Source organism: Bradyrhizobium neotropicale (genome assembly GCF_001641695.1).
Taxonomy (GTDB): Bacteria; Pseudomonadota; Alphaproteobacteria; order Rhizobiales; family Xanthobacteraceae; genus Bradyrhizobium; species Bradyrhizobium neotropicale.
In genome coordinates this window covers 30,336-42,008 of record NZ_LSEF01000064.1, presented here as the reverse complement: position 1 = coordinate 42,008, position 11,673 = coordinate 30,336, and the positions used below count along the sequence as shown (strand labels likewise).

Genomic DNA, 11,673 nt, shown 5'->3' with positions numbered 1-11,673 from the left:
GGCCCGTCGCGAGCGCGACCGCCGCTGGCTGTTCCGATTCCAGGCGGCGTGAGGATCAACCGCCGCATCCGCCCCGTCAGGCAATTTCTGAATCAGGAGGCTGCGTGTCGAACCGTGCTTGCAAGCTCCTCTTGGCGATCGCGCTGCCGCTTCCGCTGATGACGGGCGTGGAGGCCGAGGAGGCTGGCCAGGATGCTGCACATCGTCACCATCCGCCCCAGGATCAGCTGTTGCACGAGAAGTTCTACTCGAGCTGGCACATGCCGGACAATCCGGTGCTGAGCTGCTGCAACAGCGCAGATTGTTACCCGACCGAGGTACGCTACATCGACGGCAGGATCTACGCGCGGCGGCGGGAAGACGGGAAGTACATCCTGATCCCGTCCCAGAAAGTCGAGCGCAACAGAGACAATCCCGACGGCCGCAACCATCTCTGCGCGCCTCCGCCGTCCGCTTCTCTGGTCGACACGGTTTACTGCTTCGCGCTGGGAGGAGCCACGTGAAATTTATATTGGTGAACGGAAGGACCCCCTTCCGCAAGACGTTTTGTCTGTGGTGCTGTGAGGAGATCCGCGGCGGCTATCTGCGCGACGTCAGGACGCTGCTGCCCTATTGCGACCACGAGTGCTACGCGCGTCATCACGACGCTGTGTCGTCGATCGGTGGGCGCGCGCGAGCAGCGTCTTGAGCGACAGGCGGTCGAGGTGATCGGGCGGATGTGCCTTCGGCAGGAGAGGAAACGGCGTTGAGGTTCATGCTGGTCAATCAGGAACGACCCCGCCACGGCGCCTCCTGCAGCGCCTGCGCCCGGCCGCTTGGCTCGAGTTATGTCCGGCACGTATCCAAGCAAGAGCGGTATTGCGACTACGATTGCTACCGTCGGTATCAGCAGACGGCCATGGGAATGCTCTGGCCTTACCAAAGTTCGCTCGAGGCGGTCACTGTGCTGGCGGCCATTTCGAGCTGGAGCTTGATGATGCAGATGGGCGCGCTCTCGCGCTCGCTGACCGAGGCATATCTGCGCGCGCACGACCTTCTGACCGCGGAAGCGGAAGGAGGTGACGGCTAGCTGAATGATGCAGGCCGCGCAGAACCGTCGGCCGCAGTCACCGCGTCCCGCTTCGCGCCGTGTCCAGCCCCGGCGGTGCGAACCTAGGGCGCCGGGGCTGCGGCCGATGCCGTCGGTGCCGCGCTCACTTCGTGCGTCGGGACACGCTGCTCGGACTTCGCCGTGACCAATCCGCTGCCCTCGAAGCGCGCGCGGTAGACCAGCACATTCTCCATCACGCGCTGCACGTAGTTGCGCGTCTCCGACAGCGGAATGCGCTCGACCCAGTCGACGGGATCGACCTTGGGATCGCGGGGATCGCCATGCGCCTGCACCCATTCGCGCACCCGGCCGCGGCCGGCATTGTAGCCGGCAAAGGTCATGATCTGGTTGCCGCGGTATTCCGATAGAAGCGCGCTCAACTCGGCCGCGCCCATCTGCGTGTTGTAGACGGGATCGGAGACCATACGGTCCCAATCATAGGGCACGCCGAAGCGCTTGGCCGTGTCGCGTCCCGCTTCCGGCGTCACCTGCATCAGCCCGACGGCGTTGGCGGGCGACTTGTCGCGCTGGTCGAAGGAGCTTTCGGTGCGCGCCACTGAATAGATTACGCTCTGCTCGATCTCGGGCGCGACCTGCTTGTGAGCCGGAATCCCGATGGTCGGGAAGGCGTAATGGTCGAGCGCGAGTCCGCGCGCCAGCGCCGACTTGCCGATCTCGAGCATCGTACGGGCATCGTTGCGCCGGCCCGCGAGCTCGCCGAGCGCTTCGAGGGCGGCGACATCGCTGCTCTGCTCGGCAAAATCCTCGGCGTAATAGAAGACAACGTCGCGCTCGCCGACGGCGTAGAGCATGTCGGCCGCGCGCACGCGCTCGTCCGCAGGCGGCGCGTCGGCCGAGGCCAGCACTACGGGCGAGGGTGCGCGTAGCTCGATCCGGTCGAGGCCGAGCCTGGCGCGGGCGAGCTGGCCGTAGTAGGCCGTTGAATAGCGTGCCGCCGCCTGATAGCTCAGGCGGGCATCAGCCGTCGCGCCCATCGCCTCGGCGGCGCGACCGCGCCAGTAATGGGCCCGCGACAATGCGATCGGATTGGCCGAGCCCTCGTCGATCGAGGCGAAGTGCATCATCGCGGTCTTGGGATCGTCGAGATAGCGCAGCGCGATCCAGCCGCACATGAAGTGGTAGTCTACGCGATAGACCTCCTTTTCCGGCACTGCGGCCGCCCGCACCACGTCATAGGCGGTCCTGGACTTGCCCTGGTCGAGCAGCTTGCGCGCGAGCAGGCGCCGTTCGCGCCACCAGGCGTCGGTGTCCTGGGCCGCCATGGTATCGGGCGCGGCGGCGAGGATCACCTCGGCCGCATCATCGATGCGGTCCTTCTGGAGGTGCCACTGCGCGCGGCACAGGACATAGCCGAGATCGCGGCGCGCTTCAGTCGACACGTCGTCGAGATAATCCTTGGCTTTGTTGGCCTTGCCGGTGACCGCGGCACAGGCCTTGACGATCGCAAGCTCGTCGTCGCCGAGCCGCTTGGCCGCGCGCTTCGCTCCGGCGTAGTCCTTGACCCCCAGGCGCTTGTCCATGCGCGCGCGATGGTCGTCCGCGGTCAGGAGATCGCGGAACGCTTCATAGGCGTCCTCCTCGCTGCGCTCCGACAGTTCCTCGGTGCGCCAGGTATTGCGGACGAGGATTTGCGCGCGGCCGCGATCGCCCTCAGTGAGCAGCACGCGGGCGAGCGCAAGCTTGCCCTTGGCCGTGGTCGGCCGGTCCATCGTGAATTTGTGCACGGTAGCCGCATCGCTCTTGTCCTGCCAGAGCCGCGCTTCTGCGCGGCGGCGCAAGAGCGCGCGGCTCGGCCAGTCCGGATTGGCCGCAATGAAGGCCGCGTAGCGTTCGAAATCTGCCGTGGTCTCGGAGTGGCGCAGGATGAACCATTCGGCAAGCTTCTGTCCGGCGGGGTCGGTGATCCGATCGCGCGCCGCGGTGGCATCGGCAGTCTTGCCCTTGCGCGCAAGGTCGATTGCGTCCTTCAGCACGGCGAGGTCGCCGGTCAGCGGCGGTGGCGCCGGCTTGTCCGAGGACTCGTCGTCCGGCTTCTTCGACTTGCGTTTGGCTTCGGCATGTTTTCCGTGCCGCGCCTTGGCGGCTGCGGCGTGACGCTGCTTGCCAGCCTTGTTGCCAGCCTTGGCCTCATGCGTCTTCTTCGGTGCGGATGATTTGTGACCGCTTTTCGCCGCCGCTTCTGTCGAGAGGAGGGCGAGTGCGGCAACGGTGATGACACACGCGAGCGAGCGTAGGCACTGGTTCATTCCATGGTCCCCCTGCGAAACCACTACAAACCAAGGTCCGCGATCCGAATGCGGCTTGAGACTCAGAAGCGATGCGGCAGTGATGATATGGCAACGCTTCGCATTGGTCACGCTCTCGCAACAATGCGGCAAAATACGGAATGGAACGGACGGGAACTTTCCGGCGAGAGTACAGGGCGTCTCGTTTAATTCTCGTTAAGGAATAGGGCTGGCACGTCGGTTACGCCGGCTCAGGACGACCCACCACCCTCGAGAAGCCCAGATTGCGCGTGTTCCCGCGGCCAAAACCGGTGTATGGAGGTTCCCGAGCCGTTACACTCACCCTTTGCCCGCACCAATGCCGATTTTCAACCAGTCGATCCGGCGCAAGATTGTCGGCATCGCCCTCGGACTGATCGTCCTGATGCTGGTCACCGCGATTCTGTCGATGGTGATGTCCAGCCAGGTCGGTGTCCTGCTCGACGAACTGACCAACCGCTACATCCCGGCCTACGGAGACTTGGCGCGCGCCAATATCCGGTCGCTGGAACGGGCGGTGGCGCTGCGGCGAATGGTGATGACCAAGATGCAGTCGCCCTCGGACGAGGAGGCCTATGCAGCGCGCCTGCGCGAGTTCGAGGAAGCGGACCGGAAGATCGAGGAAGAGGCCGAGCGCGCACGCGCGTTCATCAACGCGATCATCGACGATCCCAGGACGCCTTCGGACAATGCCACGCTGGCGCGGATCGAGACCCGCATCGAAACCGCCGTCACCGAGCTGCGCCGCGATATGAACGAGGACCACGCGAAGCTCCTCAAGCAAGTCGACGCCAAGCAGGCGGCGGAGGCTCGCAGCACGCTGGAGCACCTCGACGCGATACGCGACCAGTTCAACCAGAAGATCGATGTGATCCGCGCCGACATGCTGAAGCAGGTCTACGCCAGCACGTCGCAGGTGATCCGCCACCAGCACCAGGCGATCATCATCTCAGGGGTCGTCACCGTTCTCGCAGCAGTCGTGGGGTTTACCTTTGCGCTGCTTGTGTCCAGCGGTATCACGCGGCCAGTGCGGCTGTTGCTCGCCGGCACGCGCGAGGTTGAGGCGGGCCGCTTCGACAAGCCCATCACCGTCTCGACCCAGGACGAGATCGGTGAGCTCGCCTCCGCCTTCAACCGCATGGTCGAGCAGCTCCGCCAGAACGAGCGTATCCGCGAGACCTTCGGCCGCTACATCGATCCCAAGGTGGTGCAGGGACTGATCGATCGGCCGGAGGTCGCCATTGACGGCCAGCGCCGGGTGATGACCATCATGTTCTGCGACATGAGCGGCTTCACCTCGATGAGCGAGGGCATGACCCCGCGCGGCCTCGTCAAGGTGATGAACCACTATTTCACGGTGATGTCCGGTCCGATCAGGAACAATCGGGGCGTCATCGACAAATATATCGGCGACGCCATCATGTCCTATTGGGGCCCGCCCTTCATTGAGGAGGCGGAGCAGGCCGAACTTGCATGTCTGGCCGCCATCGACATGGCCGATCAGGTGCCCGAGCTGCAGAAGCAGCTGCCGGACCTTCTCGGCATTCGCGCCATGCCGGCGCCGTGCGATTTGCGGATCGGCATCGCCACCGGCGAGGTTTTGACCGGCAGCATCGGCTCCGATCTGATGATGAGCTTCACCGTGATGGGCGACGCGGTGAACCTCGCCTCGCGGCTGGAGGCGGTCAACAAGGCTTACGGTACTCGCATCCTGATCGCGCAGGCGACCGCGGATGCGATCGGACCGCGCTTCGAGTTGCGCGAGATCGATCGTCTCGCTGTCGTGGGGCAGAGCGTGCCGCAGCCCGTATTCGAAGTGCTGGGAAGGGCCGGCGCGCTGACCGTAGCGCAGGAGACCCTGCGCAAGCATTATGCCGAGGGCCTTGCCGCCTATCGCGCGCGCAGCTTCGGCGCTGCAGGCGCCGCGTTCAACGCTGCCTTGGAGAGCGTACCCGGCGATGGGCCGTCGCGCACGATGCTTGCCCGCATCGCGCAGCTCGAGGTAAATCCGCCGGCGGCCGATTGGGACGGCGCGTGGCGAATGGACAGCAAATAGCTGTTCGCGACGGCCGGCGCTGCCCGCGCCGGCAAAAATTGATGCTATCAAATAACGATGTTGGCCGTGACCTATTTCCTGGGCTTAGGTTGATCGTCCTTGTTGCGTAAAATGGGGACACGGCGATGACAGAGCATCAGGACAGGCTGGAACGCTTCGAGACACTCACCGCCGAATGCGAGTTGATCGCCAAGCTCGCCACCGATACCGCCAAGCGGGAATTTTATCTCAAGCTTGCCGGCCACTATTACCAGCTCGCGGCCGATATGCGGCAGGTGATTGCAAGCAACAAGGCCGCGGCCTGACGCCCGCTGCAATCCGTTCTTAATATTTCGCGCGCATCCTCATGGATGTGGAGCGTCGTGATTTGCGATTGCTTCCAATGGGAATGCCGGGGTCGGTTGCCGGTGCGACGCGCGCCCCGCGGACGTTGCTTGCGCCAGTGTCTTACAGGGCGATCCCATGCGGGTTCTTGCGGTCATCTTGCTTGCGCTCATGACAGCGGCCGGCGAGCCGGAGCAGGACATTACCGGCTCGACCGCGGCCTGCCCGGTGCGGAATTACAGCTACAATCCGCGCGACATGAACCAATGTGTCAACGCCTGCAAGACGTGCGATCACGGCACCACGGTCACTTGCACGACCTCTTGCACGCTCAAGGGCGCGCACTGAAGCGCGAGCCTCTCGCGGCGGTATCAGGCTCCGGAACGATTCACATGGGTTAATCATTGAGGAGGCGGGCAGGGCCGGAGGCCGTTGGAGATGGGTATGCTCGATCCCGGTCGGTTCCTGGTATCCTGCTCGCATTGCGAGACTTGGCCGATGGCGGCCAACGTCAAACGTTCCGGTCGGTCCGCATCCCCGCATGAGGTTCGCTTCGTCTGCCCGCGCTGCCGCAGCGAGGAGACCGCGATCATCTCGGCATCCGGCGAGCTGACCCCGATCCGGCGGCTGGATGCTCCGCCTCGGGGGGGTGAGATGGCGTGGGCGCAGGCGCAGCGCATAAGAGGGCGGACGTAAGCTGCGCCGCGCTCTCTGTGGCGCATCGAGCTTCGCGCGCGCCTGCACTTTTCCGTTCTCAGGAACTCGGCCGGGTCGTCGGACGTTTGTGCCCGGACAACAATTGAGTGAGGCCGGGCGAATGATCGGCGAGCATTTCGATACCCGTACACGGATCAACATGAAGCTGGCGCTGGATCGGATTTGCCGCAATCGCCCCGATGGCGAGAGCCACCGTTTCCGCAAGGCGATTGCCGAGAACATCATTCGCTGCGCGCTGACGGGACGCACCGGCTTCGGTCAACTCGTCGATGCCGGCGAGCGGGCCGTTGTCCAGATGGGCACGGAAAGGAAGTCCGCCTAGCGCATGGTCCAAAAGAGTGTGCGGCGGCTCGCCCAGAGGATCATGCACGATCAGGAAGTCCCGAGCGCGGTGTTGATGCACCGCGAACGCGGTGGAGTGACGTTCGCTTCGGCTTGTTGTCGGCATCGGAGCCTCATTTGAGCAGCGTCTACGAGCTAACGAAGGCCCGGGCTCCCGCAGATTTCCTGTCCGGCGGAGGGGAGATGGGCGCGCGCTTGCGCGCTCACGACTGGACCAAAGGTCCGCTCGGCGAACCGTCGTCCTGGCCGCGCAGCCTGAAGACCGCCGTGCGTATCATGCTGACGTCGCGCCAGCCGATCTGGATCGGCTGGGGGCGCGAGCTGATCTATCTCTACAACGATGCCTACAAATCGATCATCGGCGGCAAGCATCCCTGGGCTCTCGGCCGGCCGACGGCGGAGATCTGGCGCGAGATCTGGACTGAAATCGAGCCGATGCTCGCGACAGCGATGCACGGCGACGAGGGCACTTACGTCGAGGAGCAACTCCTGATCATGGAGCGGAGCGGCTACCAGGAGGAGACCTACTACACGTTCTCCTACAGCCCCGTTCCCGACGATGACGGCACGACCGGGGGCATCATCTGCGCCAACACCGACGATACGCGGCGCGTCATCGGCGATCGGCAGCTTGCGCTGCTGCGCGAGCTTGCGGTAGCGACCGCGGAGGCCCGCACGCTCCGGGGCGCCTGCCGTCGCGCCGGTCTTGCGCTTGCAACCGACGCCAAGGACCTGCCGTTCGCCCTGATCTATATTGTCGAGCCCGACGGCCGCGACATCGCGCTGGTCGGCTCGTCCGGCTTTGCCGGCGACCATCCCGCTGCAATCACCAGGCTGTCGCTCGACGCGCCGTCGCCCTGGCCGCTCGCTGAAGTCATTCGCGAGCAGAAGTCGCAGGTGGTGTCTCACCTTGCGTCGCGGTTCGGGGCCGAGTTTCCGCGCGGCGTCTGGGACCAGAGCCCGCGGCAGGCGGCCGTGATCCCGATCCCGGCGCGCGGCGAGACTGCACGCAAGGGCGTGCTTGTCGCGGGCCTCAATCCGTTCCGCCTGTTCGACGACGATTACCGCCGTTTCCTCGAGCTCGCCGCCGGCGAGATCGGCGCGAGCCTCGCCAACGCGCAGGCCTATGAGGAGGAGCGTCGGCGGGCCGAGGCGCTGGCCGAGATCGATCGCGCCAAGACTGCATTCTTCTCCAACATCAGCCACGAATTCCGCACGCCCCTGACCCTGATGCTGGGACCGATCGAGGATGCGCTCAACGACACCTCGCAGACGGTGCTGCATCCGGTCCAGCGCGAGCGCCTCGACACCGCGCATCGCAATTCGCTGCGGCTCTTGAGACTCGTGAACAGCCTCCTCGATTTCTCCCGTATCGAGGCGGGTCGGGTACGTGCCAGTTTCGCGCCGAGCGATCTTGCCGCCTTCACCGCGGAGCTCGCTTCCAATTTCCGCTCGGCGACTGATCGGGCAGGCCTGCGCCTGACCATCGCCTGTCCGACGCTGCCGCAGCCGGTCTACGTCGATCGCGAGATGTGGGAGAAGATCGTCCTCAACCTGATCTCGAACGCGTTCAAGTTCACGTTCGAGGGCGAGATCACGGTGGGGATGCGCGCAAGCGCCGACGGGACTGCGGCCGAGTTCAGGGTGCTCGACACCGGAACGGGCATCCCCACTCATGAGCTGCCGCATCTGTTCGAGCGCTTCCATCGTATCGAGGGGGCGAGGGGACGGACGTTCGAGGGCAGCGGCATCGGCCTTGCGCTGGTTCACGAGCTGGTGAAGCAGCACGGCGGCGCCATCATGGTCGACAGCGATTTCGGCCGCGGCAGCACCTTCACTGTGACCATCCCGTTCGGGCGCGCGCATCTTGCCGCCGAGCAGGTCGCCGAATGCGCGATCGCGTCGCTGCCGATCGGAAGCCGCGTCGAGGCCTATGTCCAGGAGGCGCTGCGTTGGCTTCCGCACGACGCGACCGAGACGGATCTGCGTGGCGACCTCGCCGTCGAGAGCGCATCGGAGACGCCGGACGCGTTGACGAGCGACGGTGGCGAGCGGATCATCCTGGCCGACGACAATGCCGACCTGCGCGACTACGTCAAACGCCTGCTCGACGCGCAGGGCTATCGGGTCGAGGTATTTTCCGACGGGCGGGGGGCCCTCGAGGCCGCTCGGCGGCAGCGGCCCGACCTCGTTCTTTCCGATGTGATGATGCCGCGTCTCGACGGCATCGGGCTGCTCGCCGAACTGCGCGGCGATGATCAGCTGCGGGGATTGCCCGTCATCCTGTTGTCGGCGCGGGCCGGCGAGGAGGCGCGTGTCGAGGGCCTCGAGGCCGGGGCCGACGACTACGTCAACAAGCCGTTTTCGGCGCGCGAATTGCTGGCACGCGTGCGCGCCAATCTGCAGCTGGCGCGGATCCGGCGAGAGGCCGAAGAGACGCAGCGCCAGCAGGCGGCGCGGCTGGAAGCCGTGGTCAACACGGTGCCAACGGCAGTGTGGTTCACGCACGATCGGAGCGCCGAGCACATCTTCGGCAATGCCTATGGTGCGCGCCTGCTGCGGGTCCGGCCCGATGCGAACATGTCGCTGTCGGCACCGCCGCCCGAGCGTCCGGCCTGCCGCATCTTTCGCGACGGCCGCGAGGTTGCGGCGTCCGAGTTGCCGTTGCAGCGCGCCGCGCGCGGCGAGGAGGTCGGCAACGAGGAGCTGGAGATCCGCTTCGCCGACGGCGGGTCCGCAACCGCGATCTTCCAGGCCTCGCCGATCGTGGATGTGACCGGACAGTTTCAGGGCGCGGTCTGCGCAGCCATCGACATTTCCGAGCGCAAGCGCCAGGAACGCCATCGCGAGTTGCTCGTCAACGAGCTCAATCACCGCGTCAAGAACACGCTGACCACCGTGCAGTCGTTTGCGCTCCAGACCCTGCGCAATGCGCCGAGCCTCGGCGAGGGGCGCAGGGCCTTCGACGCCCGCCTGATCGCGCTCTCGAAGGCACACGACGTACTGGTGCGGGAAAACTGGGAGTCGGCGGAATTGCGCGAGGTCGTGATCGAGGCCCTCGGCGCCTACGCCGAGGGGGCCGACGGCAGGATCGCGATCGCCGGTCCCGACTTGCGGATCAAGCCTACGGCGGCGCTCGCGATCTCGATGGCGCTGCATGAGCTCGCGACCAATGCGGTGAAGTACGGCGCGTTGTCCCGAGGCTCTGGAAAGATCCAGGTCGGATGGGACGTCGGCGAGCATTTCGAGCTGCGCTGGATCGAGCGCGGCGGTCCCACCGTTGTGGTCCCGTCGCGACGCGGCTTCGGTACGCGATTGATACAGCAGGGCCTTCCCCACGAATTCGGCGGCGCGCAGGTCGAGCTGGGGTTCGAGCGCGAGGGCGTCGTCTGCGTCATTCGCGCGCCGCTGCACGAAATCCGCGCCAATTTTGCCGCGCATGATGAAGCCACCGCTGACGGAGGGAATGACGATGTCTGAAATCGATCTCGCCGGTCAGCGGATCCTCGTCATCGAAGACGAGGCGTTGGTCATGATGTTGCTTGAGGACAGCCTTCTCGACGCCGGGTGCGAGATCGCCGGCGTCGCCGCGCGCGTCGACGATGCGCTCGAGAAGGCCACCTCGTTCAGCTTTGACGTCGCCGTCCTCGACGTCAATCTCAACGGACGGCAGACCTTCGACGTGGCGCGCCGCATTGCGGAGCGCGGCATTCCCCTCGTCTTCGCAACCGGCTACGGCGCTGCGAGCCTGCTCGCGAATTTTCACAACGTTCCGATCCTGCAGAAGCCGTTCCAGCAACAGGATCTTGAGGCCGCGCTACGTCTTGCGCTCTCGAGGCGAACGGGCGAGGGCAATGTCGTCGCGCCCTGGGAGGACCTTCATTCGATCGATTGAGCCTCGTCAGTAACGTGCGACAACGGCGCCATGCGACGATCGGATTGACTCCGGCTCTGGAGAGCCGGTAACATTCTCGCCGACGGTTCTCCTCACGGAGATCAAAAGGGAACGTGGTGCGGGGTTGTCCCAACGCCACGGCTGCCCCCGCAACTGTAAGCGGCGAATCTTTCGTCATATGCCACTGGGAATCTCGGTCCTGGGAAGGCGACGCAAGGTAGCGACCCGCGAGCCAGGAGACCTGCCGTCAGCCGTGGTCACACGCGAAGATGTCGGTCGGGGAGTACAGACATTAGCTTCACCGGGGCAATAGCTCCGTCGTGAAACCTCGTTCGCTGTGACGTGCCACTGACGTCTCGCCGAGGTTCTAACTGTGTCCCGTATTGTCTTTGCCGCCAGGCGCCTGCGCGCCGGCCTTCTCGCGTCCGTTTCCCTGATTTCACTGAGCCCGCCCGCTGCTCTCGCGCAGCAATCGGCCTCGCCCGATCTGTTGCCTCCGGTCGAGATCGCGCCGTCCAGGCCAGTCGCGGGCACCGCGCAATCACCGGCGCCGGATCAACCGCAGTCGCGCCCGCGGCGCGAGGCGCGCAAGCCGCCACAAGCGCCTGCAATCACCGCATCGCCTCTGGTCATCAGCCCGGCCGGCATTGCAACCCCGGCAGGGCAGGTGGCGAGTTCGGTCACCGTGGTCACTGATAGTGATATCCAGACCCAGCAGTACCGCACCGTGCCCGACGTGCTGAACACGGTACCGGGATTGAACGTTGTCCAGACCGGCGGGCCGGGCGGACAGACCTCGGTGTTCATGCGCGGCACCAACTCCAACCACACCAAGGTGTTCGTCGACGGCATCGATGTCGGCGATCCCTCGACGCCGAACGGCGCCTTCGACTTCGCGCATCTGTTGACCGCCGACATCCAGCAGCTCGAAGTGCTGCGCGGGCCGCAGAGCGGTCTCTACGGC

The 11,673-nt window shown here is 65.3% G+C and carries 10 protein-coding genes, 1 pseudogene and 1 riboswitch; of the genes and pseudogenes, 10 read left to right on the top strand and 1 reads right to left on the bottom strand.

Translation table 11 applies throughout. The annotated features are described in order from the left end of the window. The first annotated feature begins 104 nt into the window (after positions 1–104). From AXW67_RS22555 to AXW67_RS22550, 3 genes are all read left to right on the top strand, one after another. Positions 105–503 (top strand): hypothetical protein, encoded by a 399-nt coding sequence (locus AXW67_RS22555; protein ID WP_027550760.1) that lies wholly within the window; start codon positions 105–107, stop codon positions 501–503. After that, positions 500–688 carry a hypothetical protein gene (locus AXW67_RS40700; protein ID WP_082907978.1) on the top strand — a complete coding sequence of 63 codons (189 nt, stop codon included), beginning with the start codon at positions 500–502 and terminating at the stop codon, positions 686–688. The genes AXW67_RS22555 and AXW67_RS40700 overlap by 4 nt, the downstream gene beginning before the upstream one ends. 66 nt (positions 689–754) lie before the next feature. Continuing rightward, positions 755–1,069, top strand: a complete 315-nt coding sequence (locus AXW67_RS22550; protein ID WP_245315679.1) for a hypothetical protein — start codon at positions 755–757, stop codon at positions 1,067–1,069. An 83-nt stretch (positions 1,070–1,152) separates the two neighbouring features. Here AXW67_RS22550 and AXW67_RS22545 read toward each other — a convergent pair whose 3' ends face one another. Beyond that, positions 1,153–3,357, bottom strand: coding sequence for a transglycosylase SLT domain-containing protein (locus AXW67_RS22545; RefSeq protein ID WP_063679616.1), 2,205 nt, complete (start codon positions 3,355–3,357; stop codon positions 1,153–1,155). A 337-nt stretch (positions 3,358–3,694) separates the two neighbouring features. On the opposite strand from AXW67_RS22545, the gene AXW67_RS22540 reads away from it, so the two are divergent. From AXW67_RS22540 to AXW67_RS44870, 7 genes and pseudogenes are all read left to right on the top strand, one after another. Continuing rightward, positions 3,695–5,431 (top strand): adenylate/guanylate cyclase domain-containing protein, encoded by a 1,737-nt coding sequence (locus AXW67_RS22540; protein WP_063679615.1) that lies wholly within the window; start codon positions 3,695–3,697, stop codon positions 5,429–5,431. A gap of 125 nt (positions 5,432–5,556) precedes the next feature. After that, positions 5,557–5,736 carry a hypothetical protein gene (locus AXW67_RS22535; protein WP_027550763.1) on the top strand — a complete coding sequence of 60 codons (180 nt, stop codon included), beginning with the start codon at positions 5,557–5,559 and terminating at the stop codon, positions 5,734–5,736. A 157-nt stretch (positions 5,737–5,893) separates the two neighbouring features. Next, positions 5,894–6,103, top strand: a complete 210-nt coding sequence (locus AXW67_RS22530; RefSeq protein WP_063679614.1) for a hypothetical protein — start codon at positions 5,894–5,896, stop codon at positions 6,101–6,103. A 469-nt stretch (positions 6,104–6,572) separates the two neighbouring features. After that, entirely contained in the window at positions 6,573–6,794 is a 222-nt protein-coding gene (locus tag AXW67_RS22525; protein ID WP_063679613.1) for a hypothetical protein, read from the top strand. 137 nt (positions 6,795–6,931) lie between these two features. Then, positions 6,932–10,294 carry a response regulator gene (locus AXW67_RS22520; protein WP_145927786.1) on the top strand — a complete coding sequence of 1,121 codons (3,363 nt, stop codon included), beginning with the start codon at positions 6,932–6,934 and terminating at the stop codon, positions 10,292–10,294. Beyond that, on the top strand, positions 10,287–10,709 hold the full coding sequence (locus tag AXW67_RS22515) for a response regulator (RefSeq protein WP_347336756.1): 423 nt from the start codon (positions 10,287–10,289) through the stop codon (positions 10,707–10,709). Before AXW67_RS22520 ends, AXW67_RS22515 begins: the two co-directional genes overlap by 8 nt. 66 nt (positions 10,710–10,775) lie before the next feature. Next, a riboswitch (cobalamin riboswitch) is annotated at positions 10,776–10,972 on the top strand. Positions 10,973–11,082: 110 nt separating this feature from the next. Further along, positions 11,083–11,673, top strand: a pseudogene (locus AXW67_RS44870) (TonB-dependent receptor); the annotation flags it as partial.

Excerpts from the sequence above, each read along its gene's own strand:
- AXW67_RS22550 (WP_245315679.1), top strand. The coding sequence starts at position 755 with ATGCTGGTCAATCAGGAACGACCCCGCCACGGCGCCTCCTGCAGCGCC.
- AXW67_RS22545 (WP_063679616.1), bottom strand. The coding sequence starts at position 3,357 with ATGAACCAGTGCCTACGCTCGCTCGCGTGTGTCATCACCGTTGCCGCA.
- AXW67_RS22540 (WP_063679615.1), top strand. The coding sequence starts at position 3,695 with ATGCCGATTTTCAACCAGTCGATCCGGCGCAAGATTGTCGGCATCGCC.
- AXW67_RS22535 (WP_027550763.1), top strand. The coding sequence starts at position 5,557 with ATGACAGAGCATCAGGACAGGCTGGAACGCTTCGAGACACTCACCGCC.
- AXW67_RS22530 (WP_063679614.1), top strand. The coding sequence starts at position 5,894 with ATGCGGGTTCTTGCGGTCATCTTGCTTGCGCTCATGACAGCGGCCGGC.
- AXW67_RS22525 (WP_063679613.1), top strand. The coding sequence starts at position 6,573 with ATGATCGGCGAGCATTTCGATACCCGTACACGGATCAACATGAAGCTG.
- AXW67_RS22515 (WP_347336756.1), top strand. The coding sequence starts at position 10,287 with ATGTCTGAAATCGATCTCGCCGGTCAGCGGATCCTCGTCATCGAAGAC.